The sequence below is a fragment of the Streptomyces nigra genome, from assembly GCF_003074055.1.
In the GTDB taxonomy this organism is placed as follows: Bacteria; Actinomycetota; Actinomycetes; order Streptomycetales; family Streptomycetaceae; genus Streptomyces; species Streptomyces nigra.
In genome coordinates this window covers 2,630,441-2,648,915 of the sequence record NZ_CP029043.1, presented here as the reverse complement: position 1 = coordinate 2,648,915, position 18,475 = coordinate 2,630,441, and the positions used below count along the sequence as shown (strand labels likewise).

General features: G+C 73.1%; 13 protein-coding genes. 6 read left to right on the top strand and 7 right to left on the bottom strand.

Annotated elements, in window-relative coordinates; translation table 11 throughout:
- Window positions 1–50 precede the first annotated feature (50 nt).
- Window positions 51–1,532, bottom strand: a complete 1,482-nt coding sequence (locus DC008_RS12210; protein ID WP_108707002.1) for a PucR family transcriptional regulator — start codon at window positions 1,530–1,532, stop codon at window positions 51–53.
- Window positions 1,533–1,756: 224 nt separating this feature from the next.
- Between DC008_RS12210 and DC008_RS12205 the strand changes: the two genes are divergently transcribed.
- Genes DC008_RS12205 through DC008_RS12195 form a run of 3 tightly spaced genes read left to right on the top strand, consistent with a single transcriptional unit; the run spans window position 1,757 to window position 5,943 of the window.
- Window positions 1,757–3,217, top strand: a complete 1,461-nt coding sequence (locus DC008_RS12205; RefSeq protein ID WP_108707001.1) for a sodium:solute symporter family protein — start codon at window positions 1,757–1,759, stop codon at window positions 3,215–3,217.
- 57 nt (window positions 3,218–3,274) lie between these two features.
- Window positions 3,275–4,255 carry an agmatinase gene (gene speB, locus DC008_RS12200; RefSeq protein WP_108707000.1) on the top strand — a complete coding sequence of 327 codons (981 nt, stop codon included), beginning with the start codon at window positions 3,275–3,277 and terminating at the stop codon, window positions 4,253–4,255.
- Window positions 4,252–5,943: a thiamine pyrophosphate-binding protein gene (locus DC008_RS12195; protein ID WP_108706999.1), complete on the top strand. Its 1,692-nt coding sequence runs from the start codon at window positions 4,252–4,254 to the stop codon at window positions 5,941–5,943. The genes speB and DC008_RS12195 overlap by 4 nt, the downstream gene beginning before the upstream one ends.
- A 24-nt stretch (window positions 5,944–5,967) precedes the next feature.
- Here the strand turns inward: DC008_RS12195 and DC008_RS12190 are convergent, their stop codons facing one another.
- Complete coding sequence (locus DC008_RS12190; protein ID WP_108706998.1) at window positions 5,968–6,774, bottom strand: endonuclease I family protein; 807 nt, start codon at window positions 6,772–6,774, stop codon at window positions 5,968–5,970.
- A 214-nt stretch (window positions 6,775–6,988) separates the two neighbouring features.
- Between DC008_RS12190 and DC008_RS12185 the strand changes: the two genes are divergently transcribed.
- The 3 genes from DC008_RS12185 (at window position 6,989) to DC008_RS12175 (ending at window position 12,204) form a co-directional block, all read left to right on the top strand.
- Window positions 6,989–7,864 (top strand): serine hydrolase, encoded by an 876-nt coding sequence (locus DC008_RS12185; protein WP_108706997.1) that lies wholly within the window; start codon window positions 6,989–6,991, stop codon window positions 7,862–7,864.
- A gap of 98 nt (window positions 7,865–7,962) precedes the next feature.
- A complete protein-coding gene (locus DC008_RS12180; protein WP_108706996.1) occupies window positions 7,963–11,682 on the top strand; it encodes an ABC transporter ATP-binding protein in 3,720 nt (1,239 codons plus the stop codon).
- Between the two features lie 132 nt (window positions 11,683–11,814).
- Window positions 11,815–12,204, top strand: a complete 390-nt coding sequence (locus DC008_RS12175) for a hypothetical protein (RefSeq protein ID WP_055623472.1) — start codon at window positions 11,815–11,817, stop codon at window positions 12,202–12,204.
- 16 nt (window positions 12,205–12,220) lie between these two features.
- Here the strand turns inward: DC008_RS12175 and DC008_RS12170 are convergent, their stop codons facing one another.
- From DC008_RS12170 to DC008_RS12150, 5 genes are all read right to left on the bottom strand, one after another.
- The gene (locus DC008_RS12170; RefSeq protein WP_108706995.1) at window positions 12,221–12,859 is read right to left on the bottom strand and encodes a hypothetical protein; all 639 of its coding nucleotides are present in this window, start codon (window positions 12,857–12,859) and stop codon (window positions 12,221–12,223) included.
- Between the two features lie 139 nt (window positions 12,860–12,998).
- The gene (locus DC008_RS12165; RefSeq protein WP_108706994.1) at window positions 12,999–14,834 is read right to left on the bottom strand and encodes a glycoside hydrolase family 3 protein; all 1,836 of its coding nucleotides are present in this window, start codon (window positions 14,832–14,834) and stop codon (window positions 12,999–13,001) included.
- 322 nt (window positions 14,835–15,156) lie between these two features.
- Window positions 15,157–16,392, bottom strand: a complete 1,236-nt coding sequence (locus DC008_RS12160) for an MFS transporter (protein ID WP_108706993.1) — start codon at window positions 16,390–16,392, stop codon at window positions 15,157–15,159.
- 135 nt (window positions 16,393–16,527) lie between these two features.
- Entirely contained in the window at window positions 16,528–17,328 is an 801-nt protein-coding gene (locus tag DC008_RS12155) for a sugar phosphate isomerase/epimerase family protein (protein WP_108706992.1), read from the bottom strand.
- A gap of 58 nt (window positions 17,329–17,386) precedes the next feature.
- Window positions 17,387–18,433 (bottom strand): LacI family DNA-binding transcriptional regulator, encoded by a 1,047-nt coding sequence (locus tag DC008_RS12150; protein ID WP_108706991.1) that lies wholly within the window; start codon window positions 18,431–18,433, stop codon window positions 17,387–17,389.
- Window positions 18,434–18,475: the final 42 nt, after the last annotated feature.

The window sequence follows — 18,475 nt, the reverse complement described above, 5'->3', positions numbered from 1 at the left end:
GAGGCAGACGACGGGCCCGGTGGCCTGCTCCGGAGCGCGTGCGACGCGGGTCACTGGCCCGAATCGGACGGTTCGGCATGGCGCAGGGCGAACCACAGCTCCATCCGGACGTCCGCGTCGTCCAGGTCCGCCTCCAGCAGCGCCGCGCACCGGGCGATCCGCTGGCGGACGGTGTTGCGGTGCACGGCCAGCGCCACCGCCGTACGGTCCCAGCTGCCGTGCAGCGACAGCCAGGTGCGCAGGGTCTCCGCGAGGGTGCCGGTCAGCGGCGCGAGCAGGGCGCGCGCGTGCGCGCGTGCCGTGTCGCCGGGGACCAGGTCGGCCAGGGCCGGGCGGTGTGCGCCGTGCCGGGCCAGGGGCGTGCGGGTGGCCCGCGCCCGTGCCAGCGCCCGGGCCGCCTGGGTGTCCGCCACGGGCCACTCCCCGGCCGGCACCGGGGAGCTCACCCCGAGCGTCCAGCCGGTCTGGGCGTCCGGCGCCCGGTCCGCCGGGACGAGGACGCGGACGACGTCCTGCCCCAGGTCGACCAGGGGCGAGCCGAGGGCCGCGCCCAGCGCGGACGCCGCCACCGGGTCGCACGGAGGCGTGTCCGGCGCCGCGTGCACCACGAGCCAGGTCTCGGCGCCGAGCAGCGGGGCCACCGTGTGCGGTTCGGCCCCGAGCAGCAGCCGTACGAGGGCGGAGGAGCGGGCCGCCCCCGAGCCGCTCTGGTGCTCGCCGGTGAGCAGGGACAGCAGGACGGCGGCCACCGAGGCGACGGTGTGGTCCCCGGACCGGTGCTGCTCGGCGGCCACCCCGAGGACGAAGCCGTGCCCGGCGCCCAGCGCGTAGGCGGCCAGCCTCGTGTCGCCGGCCGTGTCGGCGGCGGAGGTGGGCGTGCCGGACCCCGTGGGCCGGACGACCTCCGCGAGCGCGGCCAGCGCCCGCCCGGCCGCCGGTTCCACCGCCCGGCCCGCAGCCGCGACCCGGGTCCCCTCGGGGCCGTAGAGGACGGCGTGCCCGCCCACCCGCTGGGCCAGCTGCCGCAGCACCGCCCGCACCGGGTCGGGGCGCGCGGCGGCCGCCGCCAGGCTCTGCTGGGCCTCCGTCACCCGCCGCAGCTCCGCGAGCCTGGCCTGTGCCATGAGCTGCCACACCGCGCGCGCCACCCCGGAGAACGTGGTGCGCGGCGGCACCTCGAGCAGCGGCAGCCCGTGGGCGTCGCAGGCCTCGACGAGGGCGCGCGGCACGGTGTCGTGCACGGGGGCCAGCCCGAAGCCCAGGGCGGCGCCGCCGGCCGCGACGATCCGCCCCACGTAGTCGTCGAAGTACGTCCCGGTGCCGGCCGCCTCCGGGACGTGCACGCCCGCCGACAGCAGCAGCTCGCCGCCCAGCAGATAGGGATAGGGATCGGCCATCTCCGAGGTGTGCGCCCAGTGGATCACCGTGTCCGCGTCCACGGGCCCGGCGATCTGGCGCAGACCCAGGTCCTCGCGGGCCAGCAGGGCCGCCAGCGGCACGGGCGGCGTCGGCGGAACGGCGTGGTCCGGCATGGATGCTTCCTCCACTCGCGGCGTTCCGAATGGATGAAACGTACACTTCGCAGCCACTTTCCGGCCACCTACTGTCGTTCCAGTCCGGCAGCCGCGGATGGGGGTCCCCCCGCGCGAGCGGGTTCGAGCGTGGGGGAGGGCGGTTGTCCCCGCGGTCCGCTGCCGGCCGTCCCCACCCCATCTGCACGACACGCCACCGGGATGTGCGCGAAGGAGGCCCCACCATGGCCGTCGACTACACAGTGATCGTCGTCTATCTGGCCGGCATGCTGGCCATGGGCTGGTGGGGCATGCGCCGCGCCAAGTCCAAGAGCGAGTTCCTGGTGGCCGGGCGCCGCCTCGGCCCCGCGATGTACTCCGGCACCATGGCGGCGATCGTCCTCGGCGGCGCGTCCACCATCGGAGGCGTCGGCCTCGGCTACCAGTACGGCCTCTCCGGCGCCTGGATGGTCTTCACCATCGGTCTCGGCCTGCTCGCCCTCTCGATCTTCTTCTCCGCGCGGATCGCCCGGCTGAAGGTCTACACCGTCTCCGAGATGCTGGACCTGCGCTACGGCGGCCGGGCCGGCGTGATCTCCGGTGTCGTCATGTGGGCGTACACCCTGATGCTCGCGGTCACCTCGACCATCGCCTACGCCACGATCTTCGACGTGCTGTTCGACATGAACCGCACCCTCGCGATCGTCCTCGGCGGCTCGATCGTCGTCGCCTACTCGACGCTCGGCGGCATGTGGTCGATCACCCTGACCGACATGGTGCAGTTCGTCGTCAAGACGATCGGCGTGCTGCTGCTCCTGCTGCCCATCGCCGTCGTCAAGGCCGGTGGGTTCAGCGAGATGAAGGCGACGCTGCCGACCGAGTACTTCGACCCGCTGGGCATCGGCGGCGAGACGATCTTCACCTACGTCCTGATCTACACGTTCGGCATGCTCATCGGGCAGGACATCTGGCAGCGCGTGTTCACCGCCCGCAGCGACACCACCGCCAAGTGGGGCGGCACCGTCGCCGGCACCTACTGCCTCGCCTACGCCCTGGCCGGCGCCGTCATCGGCACCGCGGCCAAGGTGCTGTACCCGAACCTCGCCAGCGCCGACGACGCCTTCGCGACCATCGTCAAGGACGAGCTGCCCATGGGGGTGCGCGGCCTGGTGCTGGCCGCCGCCCTGGCCGCCGTGATGTCGACCTCCTCCGGCGCGCTCATCGCCTGCGCGACCGTCGCCAACAACGACATCTGGTCGCGGCTGCGCGGGGTGGTCCGCCCGGACGGGGAGGCGCACGACGAGGTGAAGGGCAACCGCTTCTTCATCCTGCTGATGGGTGTCGCCGTGATCGCCACGGCCATCGCGCTGAACAACGTCGTCGAGGCCCTGACCGTCGCCTACAACCTGCTCGTCGGCGGGCTGCTCGTGCCGATCCTCGGCGGACTGCTGTGGCGCCGCGGGACCGCGCAGGGCGCCCTCGCCTCGGTCGTGGTCGGCGGTGTCGCGGTGATCACCCTGATGGCGACCTACGGCATCCTCGCCAACGAGCCCGTCTACTACGGCCTGCTGTCCTCCCTCGTCGCGTACGTCGCCGTCTCGCTCCTGACGACGCCCACCGACGCGGCCGTCCTCGCCGCCTGGCGCGAGCGCCTGGCCGGACGGGATCCCGAACTCGTGTCCGAGCCGGTGCCGGCCGGCCAGTAGAGTCATTGGCACATATCCCGCATACGCCATGCAGCGTAGGAAAGAAGGCATTTCCCCATGACCAGCAACGAGACGCCCCGCGGCCCCGTCGACTCCTCCCGCGTCCCGCGGTACGCGGGCCCCGCGACCTTCGCCCGGCTCCCGCGCCTCGACGAGGTCGGCCGCGCCGACGTCGCCGTGGTCGGTGTGCCGTTCGACTCGGGCGTCTCGTACCGGCCGGGCGCCCGCTTCGGCGGCAACGCCATCCGCGAGGCGTCCCGGCTGCTGCGTCCCTACAACCCCGCGCAGGACGCCTCCCCGTTCGCCCTCGCGCAGGTCGCGGACGGCGGCGACATCGCCGTGAACCCGTTCGACATCAACGAGGCCGTCGACACGATCGAGGCCGCCGCCGACGACCTCCTCGGCACCGGCGCCCGTCTGATGACCCTCGGCGGCGACCACACCATCGCGCTGCCGCTGCTGAGGAGCGTCGCGAAGAAGCACGGCCCGGTCGCCCTCCTCCACTTCGACGCGCACCTCGACACCTGGGACACGTACTTCGGCGCCGAGTACACCCACGGCACCCCGTTCCGCCGGGCCGTCGAGGAGGGCATCCTCGACACCTCCGCCCTGTCCCACGTCGGCACCCGCGGCCCGCTCTATGGCAAGCAGGACCTCACCGACGACGAGAAGATGGGCTTCGGCATCGTCACCTCCGCGGACGTCTACCGCCGCGGCGCCGACGAGGTCGCCGACCAGCTGCGCCAGCGCATCGGCGACCGCCCGCTGTACATCTCCATCGACATCGACTGCCTCGACCCGGCCCACGCGCCCGGCACCGGCACCCCCGAGGCGGGCGGCATGACCTCCCGCGAGCTGCTGGAGATCCTGCGCGGCCTGGCATCCTGCAACCTGGTGTCGGCCGACGTCGTCGAGGTGGCCCCCGCGTACGACCACGCGGAGATCACGTCGGTGGCCGCGTCCCACACGGCGTACGAACTGACCACGATCATGTCCCGCCAGATCGCGGCGGCGCGCAAGGAGGACGAGGGCAAGTGACCCACGACCACGACCTGGTACTCCGTCCGACGCAGGAGCAGATCACCGCCGCCCTGAACCCGCCGGCCGGCCGCAACGGCGGAGACCTGGTCGTGGAGACGCTGGCCGGGCTCGGCGCGACGACCGTGTTCGGACTGCCCGGCCAGCACGCGCTCGGCATGTTCGACGCGCTGCGCCGCAGCGACCTGCGCTATGTCGGGCTGCGCGTGGAGAACAACGCCGGGTTCGCCGCCGACGCCTACGGCCGGATCACCGGCGAGGCGGCCCCGCTGCTGCTGTCGACGGGACCGGGCGCGCTGACCTCGCTCGCCGCGCTCCAGGAGGCGGCGGCGGCCTCGGCCCCGGTGCTGGCGATCAGCAGCCAGATCCCGACGGCGGGCCTCGGCGGCGGCCGCCACGGCTATCTGCACGAACTCCCGGACCAGGCCGCCTCGTTCCGGGGCGTCGTGAAGTCGGTCCACACCGTGCGCACCCAGTCCCAGATCCCCTCCGCGATCGAGGCGGCCTGGAAGTCCGCGCTGACCGCCCCGCACGGCCCGGTGTGGGTGGAGATCCCGCAGGACGTGCTGCTCGCCGAGACGTCGATCCCGGTCGTCAGCGGCGGCGACGCCTTCCCCGAAGAAGTGGTGCCGCGCCCCGAACTGACGGCGGTGGCGGCCCACTTGCTGTCCGGCGCCGAGCGCCCGGCGATCATCGCGGGCGGCGGAGTGGTCCGCTCGGACGCCTCCGGGAAGCTGCTCCGGCTGGCGGAGACCCTTAAAGCGCCGGTCGTCACCACCCCCGGCGGCAAGGGCGCGTTCCCCTGGGAGCACCCGCTGTCGCTCCAGTCGTGGATCGAGGACCGGCACACCACCGACTTCCTGGAGGACGCCGACGTCCTGCTGGTCGTCGGCTCCGGTCTCGGTGAACTCTCCTCGAACTACCACACGTTCAGGCCGCGCGGCCGGGTCGTCCAGATCGAGGCCGACCTCGGCAAGCTGGAGTCCAACCACCCGGCGCTGGGCATCCACGCGGACGCCCGGCTGGCCCTGCAGGCGCTCCTGGAGACCGTGTCCGAGCGGCAGGACGAGAGCGCCCCCGAGCGGGTGCGCGAGGTGCTCGCCAAGGTCGCCGCCCGGATCGCCGGCCAGGAACTCACCCTGGAGCAGGAGGTGCTGGCGTCGGTGCGGCGGGCGCTGCCCGCCGACTCCCCGTCCTTCTGGGACATGACGATCCTGGCGTACTGGGCCTGGTCGGCGTTCGACGCCAAGGGTCCCAACCGGATGCACTCCGCCCAGGGCGCCGGCGGCCTCGGCTACGGCTTCCCGGCGGCGCTCGGCGCGGCGGCCGCCGACCCGACCCGCCCGGCGCTCGCGGTGTCCGGCGACGGCGGCGCGCTCTACTCGATCGCCGAGCTCGCCACGGCCCGGCAGTACGGGCTCAACGTCACCTGGCTCATCGTCGACGACGGCGGCTACGGCATCCTGCGCGAGTACATGAACGACGCCTTCGGCGAGGCCACGGCGACCGAACTGACGCGTCCGGACTACGTGGCGCTCGCCGAGTCCTTCGGCGTCCCCGGGGTCAGGACGACCCCGGAGACCCTGGAGGCGGACCTGGCCAAGGCCCTGTCCGAGCCCGGCCCCTCGGTGGTCGTGCTCCCGGCGCTGCTGCGCATGTTCGCCCCGACGCACCTCGGAACGGAGTGATCCGAGGGGCCGCCGGCCGGAGGGCTACCAGATCGACTCGACCCACTCCGGGTGGTCGATGAACGGGTTCCGGTTGCCCTGGTAGGACGAGTGGATGACGTCGTTGCGGCGCTGCTCGACGGCGTCCGGCGGGTCCTCGTCGTTCCACTGCTTCAGCACGGACAGTCGCCCGTGGTACGGGACGCTGCCGTTGATGGAGTCGTTGGCCTCCAGGTCGGGCCGGCCGTCGTCGCCCTCGTAGCGGACGGCCATGTAGAGGATCATGCGGGCCACGTCGCCCTTGACGGCGTCGCGGGGCTCGAAGGAGTTCGAGTCGGTCAGGCTGCCACCGGAGTTGGTGAAGCTGCTGCCGCCGTTGTCGAAGTCCTTGTTGCCGCGCGTGGAGTTGACCTGGACGTCCTCGGGCCGCAGATGGTGCAGATCGGTACCCGGCCCGGCCGAGGTGCCGAAGTCGCCGTGGGACTGGGCCCACACGTGCTCGCGGTTCCAGTTGCCGGTGTTGCCGCCGTTCAGCGCCTTGCTGCGGGAGATGCCGCTGTAGAGCAGCTTGACGTTGTTGCTGTTGGCCGGGTCCTGGTCGGTGACCTTCAGGGCGTCCCAGACGGCCGAGTAGGACAGCTTCGTCTGGTCGCTGATGATGTCGTGGAGGGCGTCCTTCAGCGCGGGCCCGGTCTTGCCGAGCGCGGCGGCGTAGTACGTGTCGTCGTACGCCGTCGTGGTCGCGGCGGCCGGGGCGGCGGTCAGGGCCGGGGCGGTGAGCCCGGCCAGGAGGGCGGCCGTGGTCAGGGCCACGGAGGTCCAGCGGCGCTGATGTGGGGATGTCGCCGGCATGGGGGGTCTCCTCTCGCGTGTGTCTACGCGGGTTGAGCGAAGGCGGCATCCGGAGCGTGACATGGGCATGAAGGCGTGTCGAGATCCTCCGTGTGTCCATCAGGTGAAGGAGCGTCTCAATTCGGGACGAACACGGGCGAGTTGCGCTCGTGTGGCGTCAACTCCGAGCCCGTACCCGTACAACCATTCCCGCGTCCTCGTTGGTCAACAGACCATGACTCACGGGACAGCGAGCGAGAACTCCAAGGGCGCCGCCGGGCGCGCGCGAGCGGTCGTCGCGGCGGGCCTCGGCGCCGGCCTCGTCATAGCGCCCCTCGCCGCCGCCGCACCGGCCGCCGCGGCGACCCCCGCCGTCAGCTGCACCTCGGCCAAGGCGGGGCTGGCCGACAAGCTGAAGCGGGACATCACCGCCGCACTGGCCGACCGCAAGGGCACCGTCGCGGTCGGCCTCTACGACCGCTCCACGAAGACGACCTGCACGCTCCGGGCCTCCAGCGCCTTCGACTCGGCCAGCGTCGTCAAGGTCACCGTGCTGGCCACGCTGCTGTGGGACGCCAAGAAGCACAACCGCTACCTCACCGACCGTGAGGCGTCCCTCTCCAAAGCCATGATCACCAAGTCCGACAACGCGGCCACCACCACCCTGTGGAAGCAGCTCGGCATGACCAAGATCAAGGGCTTCCTCGCAGCCGCCGGCATGACCCAGACCAAGCCGGGCGCCAACGGCTACTGGGGCCTGACCCAGATCACCGTCACCGACGAGCAGAAGCTGCTCAAGCTCGTCACCGCGAAGAACGGCGTGCTCAGCGACAACTCCCGCGCCTACATCCTCAAGCTCATGGGCCAGGTCGTCTCCTCGCAGCGCTGGGGGACCCCCTACGGCGCGTCCGGCGTCTCCGTGGCCGTGAAGAACGGCTGGCTGCAGCGCGCCACCCACGGCTGGCGGGTGCACAGCGTCGGCGCCTTCAAGGGCGGCGGCCACGACTACATGATCACGGTGCTCAGCCACGGCAACAGCACCATGAACTACGGCATCACCACCATCCAGGCCGTCGCCAAGGTGATCCACAAGGACCTCAAGGCGAGCTGACCGCCCTCACGCGCCGCCGGATTGTTGCGGCGGGATGAAATCCGAGCTCACCGGCGTTGGTGCCTTCCGGTAGACCAGGACCAACGGGAGGCATCGGCGTGGCAGCGCAGCCAGGATGGGCACGACGACTGTGGGGCTACGCCTGGCGCCACCCGAAGGACGTGGTCCTCGCCCTGGGCTCCTCCCTCGCCGGCATGGCCGTCATGGCGCTCGTCCCGCTGATCACCAAGGTGATCATCGACGACGTGATCGGTGCCGACACCCGCAGCATGGGCGTCTGGGCCGGAGCGCTGATCGCCGCCGCCGTCGCCGTCTACGTCCTCACCTTCCTGCGCCGCTACTACGGCGGCCGGGTCGCCCTCGACGTCCAGCACGACCTGCGGACCGAGATGTTCGAGACGATCACCCGGCTCGACGGGCGCCGACAGGACGAGCTGTCCACCGGGCAGGTCGTCGGCCGGGCCACCAGTGACCTCCAGCTGATCCAGGGCCTGCTCTTCATGCTCCCGATGACCATCGGGAACTTCATGCTCTTCCTGATCTCGCTCGGCATCATGGTCTGGCTGTCGCCGCCGCTGACCCTGGTCGCCCTCGCGGTCGCCCCCGCCCTGTGGTGGATCGCCCGGCGCAGCCGCAGCAGACTGCACCCCTCCACCTGGTACGCCCAGGCCCAGGCCGCCGCCGTGGCCGGCGTGGTCGACGGCGCGGTCAGCGGAGTGCGCGTGGTCAAGGGCTTCGGGCAGGAGGAGCAGGAGACCGGCAAGCTCCGCGAGGTCGGCCGGCGGCTCTACGCGGGACGGCTGCGCACCATCCGCTTCAACGCCCGCTACACCCCCGCCCTCCAGGCCGTCCCGGCGCTCGGCCAGGTCGCCATGCTCGCCTTCGGTGGCTGGCTCGCCGTGCGCGGGCACATCACGCTCGGCACCTTCGTCGCCTTCTCCGCCTACCTCGCCCAGCTCGTCGGCCCGGTCCGGATGCTCGCCATGGTCCTCACCGTCGCCCAGCAGGCCCGCGCGAGCAGCGAACGCGTCCTGGAGCTGATCGACACCGAGCCCTCGATCAAGGACGGCACCAAGACCCTCCCGGCCGACGCCCCCGTCACCGTCGAGTTCGACGACGTCTCCTTCGGCTACGACGAGGAGCGCCCCGTCCTCGACGGGCTCAGCCTGGAGATCCGCGCCGGCGAGACCCTCGCCGTGGTCGGCTCGTCCGGCTCCGGCAAGTCCACCGTCTCCCTGCTGCTCCCGCGCTTCTACGACGTCACCCACGGCGCCGTCCTGGTCGGCGGCCACGATGTGCGCGACCTGACCCTGGACTCGCTGCGCGCCGCGATCGGGCTGGTCCCCGAGGACTCGTTCCTCTTCTCCGACACCGTCCGCGCCAACATCGCCTACGGCCGCCCCGACGCCACCGACGAGCAGATCGAGGCCGCCGCCCGCGCCGCCCAGGCCGACCGCTTCGTCGCCGACCTGCCCGAGGGCTACGACACCAAGGTCGGCGAGCACGGCCTGACCCTCTCCGGCGGCCAGCGCCAGCGGATCGCCCTGGCCCGCGCGATCCTCGCCGACCCCCGTCTCCTCGTCCTCGACGACGCCACCTCGGCGGTGGACGCCCGCGTCGAGCACGAGATCCACGAGGCGCTCAAGCACGTCATGGAGGGCCGCACCACCCTCCTCATCGCCCACCGCCGCTCCACCCTCGGCCTCGCCGACCGCATCGCGGTCCTGGACGCCGGCCGGCTCGCCGCCATCGGCACCCACGAGGAACTCCAGGCAAGCTCCGCCCTCTACCGCCGGCTGCTCACCGACCCCGACGAGCTGGGCGGCGTCTCGCCCGGCCACACCCAGCCGTCCTGTCCCCAGGAGGACACCTCCGTCCGGGACGAGCTGGACGCCGAGTTCGACGCCGAGCGCGGGGTGACACCCCGGCTGTGGACCGGCGACCGCGAGCCCAAGGACCTCGCGCTCGCCCAGTCGCCCGCCACCCCGGAACTCCTCGCCCAGGTCGAGGCCCTGCCCCCGGCGCTCGACGTCCCCGACGTCGACGAGGCGAGCGCGGTCCGCCCGGAGCGGTCGTACGGGCTGCGGCGGCTGCTGCGCGGCTTCGGACGGCCGCTGCTGATCAGCCTCGCCCTGGTCGCCGTGGACGCGGGCATGGGCCTGCTGCTGCCCATCCTGATCCGGCACGGAATCGACTCGGGCGTCGGCCGGGCAGCGCTGGGGGCGGTGTGGGCGGCGGCCCTGCTGGGGCTGCTCGCGGTCACCGTCCAGTGGGCCGCGCAGGTCGGCGAGACCCGGATGACCGGGCGCACCGGCGAGCGGGTGCTGTACGCGCTGCGGCTGAAGATCTTCGCCCAGCTCCAGCGGCTCGGCCTGGACTACTACGAGCGCGAGCTGACCGGCCGGATCATGACCCGGATGACGACGGACGTGGACGCGCTGTCCACGTTCCTGCAGACCGGCCTGGTCACCGCGTTCGTCTCGGTCGTCACCTTCTTCGGCATCATGGGCGCCCTGCTGGTTCTCGACGTCGAGCTGGCGCTGGTGGTCTTCGCGACGCTGCCGCCGCTGATCGTCGCGACGTACTTCTTCCGCCGGGCCAGCGTGAAGGCGTACGAACTGGCCCGCGAGCGGGTGTCGGTGGTCAACGCCGACCTCCAGGAGTCGGTCGCGGGCCTGCGGATCGTGCAGGCGTTCCGGCGCGAGCGCGACGGCGGCGCCCGGTTCGCGGAGCGCAGCGACAGCTACCGACAGGCCCGGATCCGCGGCCAGTGGCTCATCTCGATCTACTTCCCGTTCGTGCAGTTCCTGGCGTCGGCGGCGGCCGCGGCCGTGCTGATCGTGGGCGGGGTGCGGATCGACGCGGCCACGCTGACGACCGGCGCGCTGGTGGCGTACCTGCTCTACATCGACCTGTTCTTCGCGCCGGTCCAGCAGCTCTCCCAGGTCTTCGACGGCTACCAGCAGGCCACGGTCTCGCTCGGCCGCATCCAGGAGCTGCTGCGCGAGCCGACGTCCACGCGGGCCGCCGAGGAGCCGCGCGAGGTGCGCGAGCTGCGTGGCGAGATCGCCTTCGAGGACGTGCGCTTCGCCTACGGCGACGACGAGGAGGCGCTGAGCGGCATCGACCTGCGCGTCCCGGCCGGGCAGACGGTCGCGTTCGTCGGCGAGACCGGCGCGGGCAAGTCGACGCTGGTGAAGCTGGTCGCCCGGTTCTACGACCCGAGCGGGGGCCGGGTCACCGTCGACGGCACCGATCTGCGGGAGCTGGACCTCACCTCCTACCGGCACCGGCTCGGCGTCGTCCCGCAGGAGGCGTACCTCTTCCCCGGCACGGTCCGGGACGCCATCGCCTACGGGCGGCCCGACGCCACCGACGCCGAGGTCGAGGCGGCGGCACGGGCGGTGGGCGCGCACGAGATGATCGCGACCCTCGACGGCGGCTACCTCCACGAGGTCGCCGAGCGCGGCCGCAACCTCTCCGCCGGGCAGCGCCAGCTCATCGCGCTGGCCCGTGCCGAGCTCGTCGACCCCGACATCCTGCTCCTGGACGAGGCGACCGCCGCCCTGGACCTGGCCACCGAGGCACAGGTCAACCAGGCCACGGACCGGATCGCGGGCCGCCGTACGACCCTGGTGGTGGCCCACCGGCTGACGACGGCCGCGCGGGCCGACCGGGTCGTGCTCATGGACCACGGCCGGGTCGCCGAGGACGGCACGCACGACGAACTCCTCGCGCGCGGCGGACGGTACGCCGAGCTGTGGCGGACCTTCCTCGGGGAGGCCGAGCCGGAGGAGAAGGTCGGAGTGGCGCGCTGAGGGGCGGCCCGCTCAGAGGCCGTCCGCCGAGGGGCGCTCCCGCGCCGGCGTGACGGCCGTGCAACCATCCGGCATACGCCAGGCGTCCGTACACCAGTACGCTCATCGCCGGTGTACGGGGAGGACTTCACAGTGGACAAGGGTGGGATACGCCGACGACTGGCCGTCTGCCTGGCGCTCGTGACCGCGTCCGGGCTGCTCGCGATCGCCGTGCCGGCGCAGGCGCACGCCGCGCCGACCCGCTGCGAGGGACGCAAGGTCAGGACGTACTCGTTCTCCACCGGGACGCTGCACGTGTACAAGAAGGGCGGCTACGTCTGTGCCGTCACCTACGCCAAGAACCCCGGGCGCAAGCAGCGGATGATGGTCAGCGTGCGGGCGTACCGGGCCACCGCGGTCACCGACGAGGGCCGCTACAGCCGCCGCGCCGGACCGGTCACCGTCCACGCCGGACACCGCTGTGTGTGGGTGAAGGGCCAGGTGGGCGGCGGCTCGGTCAGCAAGGGCTGGATCCTCTGCTGACCCGCGCGGGCCGCCGTCACAGCCGCCGGGCGCAGCCGACCGGCTTCTCGCCGCCGACGTCGACGTAGAGGGCCGTCGACGAGGGGCACTGGGACCGCCGGTCCACGATCCGCGTCACCCGGTAGCCCGGCTCGTGCCCGCCCGCGCCGTCGCAGGCCGTCTCCCGGACCTGGCCGTCGCCCGAGCCGTACACGCAGTCGCCGACGATCGTGCGCGGGCCGCCCCCGCCGCCCGGGTCGCCGGGGTGGGGCGGCGTGAGGTTGCGCATACAGGCGTAGCCCTGCGGGACCGCGCCGTCGCCGTCCTCGTCGGAGGTCCGGTTCTGGGCGCTGATGTGCAGCACGAAGTCCGTGGTCCCCGGGCAGGGCGGGCCGTCGCGGACCGTGCCGTCGTGCCGGGCCACGACCCGCGCGGCCGCCCGCTCGCTCGCGCACGGCACCTCGGTGAAACTGGTCCTGCCGAACGAACTGCACTCGTCCACGTCGAGGAACACCGCGCCGTGCCCGCCGGGCAGCGACGCGCCGGCCGGCTTCCCGCCCGCGCTCGTGGACGGGCTCTCCTCCGGGGTCCCCGACAGGCCCTGGCACCCCGTCAGCAGTGCGGCGAGCAGCACCGGCACCGCGCACACGGCCGCCCCACCCCGTACTCCACGCATCGCACCCCCCCCGTACACCCCCGCCCAGCGTGACCCGCGACCGCGGGTACACGCCAGACATACGGGGTCCTTTGCGCCGGTCGGTGGTGAGTGCGCCCGTTGTGTGGCGTACGGGCGCTACGTCCGATGCGTCAGGAGGTCAGCCGCGGCGGTACGACAGGCCATGGCCGACCGGGAACAGCACCTGGGCGGGGTCGTCCGCCCGCTGCACCGGCACCGGCAGGCTGCCGCGCGGCGCCACCCGCCCGGCGATCACCCGGGCCGCCGCCCGCAGTTCGACGTCCGTCCAGGAGTAGGCGGCCACGAAGGCCCGCACGCCCGGAAGATGGGCCACGTCGTAGGGGTTGCGGACGGCCACCGCCACCACCGACCTCCCCGTCGCGAGCAACTGCTCGACCAGGGTCTTCTGCGCGCTGCCCGCCGTGACGTTGTACGTCCCGACCACCACCGCGTCCGCCTCGCGTGCCGCCTCCACGGCCCGGGCGATCGTCGCCGCGGAAGGCGCCGTCCCGGTCGACAGGGCGGTCGCCGTGAAGCCCAGCTCGGTCAGGGCCGCGGCGAGCACCCCGGTCGGCGGGCCCGTCGTGCCGGACGGGGAGGCCGGATCGGCCCCGACGACCAGCACCTTGCGGTGCGACCGGCGCGAGAGCGGCAGCAGCGACCCCTCGTTGACCAGCAGGGTCGTGGTGCGCTCGGCGATACGGTCGGCGGCCCGCAGATGCGCGGGCGTGCCGACGGAGTCGTCCACGCCGGACTGGCTGACGTACGGGTCGTCGAACAGGCCGAGCCTCGCCTTCAGCCGCAGAATGCGCAGGATCGATTCGTCGAGCCGCGCCTCGGTCAGCTCGCCGTCCTGTACGGCCTTCAGGACCGCGTTCCAGGCCACGTCGAGGTTCGGCGGGTTCAGCAGCTGGTCCACGCCCGCCTTGAGCGCGAGGACCGGGACCCGGTCGTCGCCGTACTTGGTGCGGACGCCCTCCATGCCGAGCGAGTCGGTCACCACCACCCCGTCGTAGCCCAGCTCCTCGCGCAGGATGCCGGTGAGGATCGGGTGGGAGAGGGTGGCCGGGTCGCCGGAGTCGTCCAGGGCCGGGACCATCAGGTGCGCGGTCATGATCGAGTCGATGCCGGCCCGGATCGCGGCCCGGAACGGCGGCGCGTCCAGCTTCTCCCACTGCTCCCGGGTGTGCGTGATGACCGGGAAGCCGGTGTGGCTGTCGACGGCGGTGTCGCCGTGGCCGGGGAAGTGCTTGGCGGTCGCCGCGACCTGCCGCGCGTGCTGGTACCCGGCCACCTCGGCGGCGACCAGGCCGGCCACCGCGTCCGGCTCGGAGCCGAAGGAGCGCACGCCGATCACCGGGTTGGCCGGGTTGACGTTGACGTCGGCGACCGGGGAGTAGTTCTGCCGGATGCCGAGGGCGCGCAGCTCCTGCCCGGCGAGCCGGCCGAGGGTGCGGGCGTCGGAGCGGGAGCCCCCGGCGCCGAGGGCCATGGCACCCGGGAAGAGCGTGGCGGGCTCGCCGACCCGGCACACGATGCCGTGCTCCTGGTCGGTGGAGATGAGCACGGGCAGGCCGCGCGGCTGGGCGAGCGACGCTTTCTGGATGCCGTTCGACAGGCCGGCGATCTGGTGCGGGTCGCGGGTGTTGTGGGCCCAGGTGAAGTAGATGATGCCGCCCACCCGGTACTTCGCGAGCAGGTCGGCGGCCGTGCGGACGCCGATCTCCTTGAGGTTGGCGTCGATGTCCGCCTGGTCCGGGGCGGTCGCGGAGTGGCCGTAGACCCGCATGACGAAGAGCTGGCCGACCTTCTCGGGCAGCGTCATCCGGTCGATGAGGGCGCGCAGCCTCCTGTCGTCGTGCGGGGCGGCGTGCGCGGTGCCGCCGAGGGCCAGGGCGCCGGTGAGACCGGCGGTGGCCGCGAGGACCGAGCGTCTTGAAGGCGATGCGGTGCTTCCCGTGCTGGTGTCGGGCACGTGCGCTCCTTCCGGAGGTGGCGCTGTGAAGGAAACTTCCGAGGAGTCACCAATATCCGGGAAGTTTCTGCCAGTCAAGGGAATGGACCGTAACCGAAGAGGGCCGCCATCGGCGCAGTTGGAGGGGGGCGCGCCGATGACGGCGTGCTGCCGGCCGTGGCACGGCTGGAGAGGGTGGTCAGCGATCGCAGCCAGCAGCGAGGGCCGACACCGAGCCACGGTGACTCTCCGGCAGCTTGCGCTTTGGACGACCGGGGGAGGGGCTGGGTTCCCGGCAGCGGGCACCGGACGCGAAGTCGGGACGGGGGTGACGGGTGGGGTCCTACTGGTCCTCCGTGGGAGTGCCGTCCCGCAGTTCCGGTGTGGTCGTGCCGACGTACGTCACCGCGAGGACGCACAGCAGGCCGCCGAGGACGAGGGCGGTCGCCCCGGACGTCCAGCCCGCGACCAGTCCGCCGCGCAGATTGCCGAGGTGCGGGCCGCCCTGACCGACGATCTGCTCGGCGGCGGTGACCCTGCCCAGCAGGGCGTCCGGGGTCCGCGTCTGGACGATCGTGACCCGGGAGACCACCGACAGGGAGTCGGCGCCGCCCGCCACCGCCAGCAGCGCGAGCCCCGTCCACGGGTCGCTCACCAGGCCGAACAGGGTCAGCGCCACACCCCACGTGCCGGCCCCGCACAGCATCACCAGGCCCGGCCGGCCCAGCCGCGTGACCGGACCCGACAGTGCCGTCGCCGTGACCCCGCCGAGCGCCAAGGCCGACATGAACAGGCCGAGGGTGCGCGGATCGCCGCCGAACCGCTCCGCGTTGACGAGCGGGAAGAGGCTGACCGGCATCGCCAGCACCGTGGCGGCCAGATCCGTGATGAGGGCGCCGCGCACCACACGGTGCCCGGTCAGAAAGCGCACCCCGTCCAGGACGCCCCGCACACCGGCCCGCGACGGCTCGCCCTCCGGCGGCAGCGCGGGCAGCCCGAAGGCCCCGTAGAAGGCGCAAGCGAAGGTCAGCGCGTCGAGCAGATAGCAGGCGCCGACGCCGAACCAGCCGAGGAACAGCCCGCCGAGGGCCGGGCCGAGCAGCATCATCGCCTGGCCGGACACCTGGTTGAGGGCGAGCCCCGCGGCCACCTGCTCCTTCGGCAGCAGCCGCGGTACGAACACCCCGGCCGCCGGGCCGCCGATCGCCCCGAAGCAGGAGCTCGCCGCGACGAGCACGAGGACCCCGGCCACCGGCACCCCGCCGGTGAAGCCCTGCACCGCCAGCAGCAGCGCGCAGACCGCCTGGCCGACGGTGGCGATCAGATAGATCCGGCGCCGGTCGCCCCGGTCCACCCACGATCCGGCGAGCAGCCCCACCATGACCATGGGGATGACCTGCGCGAGACCGACCGCGCCGCTCCAGACCGCGCTGTGGGTCATGTCCCAGACCTGGTACAGCACCGTGACCATGGTCATGAAGCCGCCGAGCACGGACACCGTCCGCCCGATCCACAGCCGCCGGAAGACGGGCGAGCCGCGCAGCGGCCCCACGTCGATCAGGGCACGCGTGAGGCTCATGACGGCGGGACGGGGTGGGGGGCGGGTTCAGGCACGAGGGGGTACGTTATAGCGCCCCTCGAAGCCCGGCCACCGAATATCGCGGTCGGTGCCGTATCGGGCCCGTGCCGTATCAGGGCCCGGCGCCCGTCCCGCCTACGCGGACTCGTTCAGCAGCCGCGACAGATGCTCCCGGCCGCCGTCGAGCAGGCCTTCCAGCGGGGCGGCGTCCTCGTACCAGCGCTTCTCGTACTCCCAGCACAGCCAGCCGTCCCAGCCGTGCCGGGACAGGACCTCGACGCACTCGGCGAGCGGCAGCACCCCGGCGCCGAGCGGCAGCGGCGTGGTGTCGTCGGCGCCGGCGATGTCCTTGACCTGGACGTAGCCCAGATGGGGTGCGAGCGCCGCGTAGCTCTCCGCGGGCTGCTCACCGGCCAGCCAGGTGTGCATGACGTCCCACAGCGCCCCGACGTTGCGGTGCCCCACCAGGCCCAGCACGCGCATCGCGTCGGCGGCCGCCCGGTGCGAGTCGTGGGTCTCCAGCAGGACGCCGACCCCCATGTCCGCGGCGTACTCAGCCGCCGTGCCGAGCCGCCGCGCGGCGATCGCGTCGGTGGCCTCGGACGTCTGCTCGGGGTCGGCGCCGGGGAAGATCCGCACGTAGGGCGCGCCGATGTCGTGGGCGAGGTCGACGAGTGTGCGCACCTCCTCGATGACCGGCCCGTCGTCGCCGGGCGCGGCGATCCTCGTGTACCCGGCGACGCCCAGCGGCTCCACGCCGGCCGCCTTGAACTCGGCGGCCACGTCCCTCCGTTCGCCGGGGCCGAGGCCCGGATGCACCGGCTCCTCGGGGTGGGCGCGCAGCTCCACGCCGTGGTAGCCGTGCGCGCTCGCGAGCCGCAGCACGTCGGGGAGGGGGAGACCGGGGACGCCGAGGGTGGAGAACGCCAGCTTCATGTACCTCACCTTGCCAGGGAAACGAGGTCCACACATCCGGCCGCACGCCGGGTGGGTCTCAGCCCCGGGGCACCCCCGAGGACCCCCGGACCATCAGCTCGCCCCGGATGGTCGCCATGCCGCCGGGCGGCGGCTCCTCGCGGCCCATGGCGATCCGGCCCGCGCGGGCGCCCGCCTCGGAGAGCGGGAGGCGGACCGTCGTGAGGGAGGGCGCAGCGTCGATGCCGAACGGCAGGTCGTCGAAGCCGGCCACCGAGACGTCGTCCGGGGTGCGCAGACCCGCGTCGCGCAGCGCCGCGCAGGCGCCCAGCGCGACGGAGTCGTTCGCGGCGACCACGGCCGTCAGGGACGGGTCGCGCCGCAGCAGTTCCAGCGTGGCCTCGTAGCCGGACTGCCGGTCGTAGCGGCCGTGCACGGTCAGCCGGTCGTCCACCGGTATGCCGTGCGCCTCCAGCGCGGCCCGGTGCCCCTCCAGCCGGTGCCGGGTGGTCGTGCGCTCCTGCGGTCCCGCGATGTACCCGAGCCGCCGGTGCCCGAGTCCGACCAGATGTTCCGTCAGCTCGCGGGCGCCCCCGCGGTTGTCGAAGGCCAGCGCGATCGCCCCGGTGTCCGGTGCGGGCGGCCGTCCGCACAGCACCACCCGGGTCCCGGCGTCCGACAGCTTGCGCAGCTTCGCCGCGACGGCCTCGGCGTGCGGCGCGCTCTCCACGGCACCGCCGGTCAGCACCACCGCGGCCGCCCGTTGCCGCTGCAGCAGGGTGAGATAGGTCAGTTCGCGTTCCGGCGAGCCGCCCGTGTTGCAGACGACCGCGAGCCGCTCGCCGCCGGCCCGGCCGCCGGGGCCGCCGATCTCCGACTGGATGGCGCTGGCCATGATCCCGAAGAACGGGTCGGCGATGTCGTTGACGAGGATGCCGACGAGGTCGGAGGTGGCGGCGGCCAGCGAGCTGGCGGGGCCGTTCAGCACGTAGTCCAGCTCGTCCACCGCGCGCAGCACCCGTTCCCGGGTCGAGGCGGCGACGGGATAGTTGCCGTTCAGTACGCGCGACACCGTCGCGGGCGAGACCTGGGCGCGGGCCGCCACGTCCGCCAGGGTCACCGTCATCTCGTCGTCCTCCGGTCGCGCATGTGTCGTGGAACCCCCCTG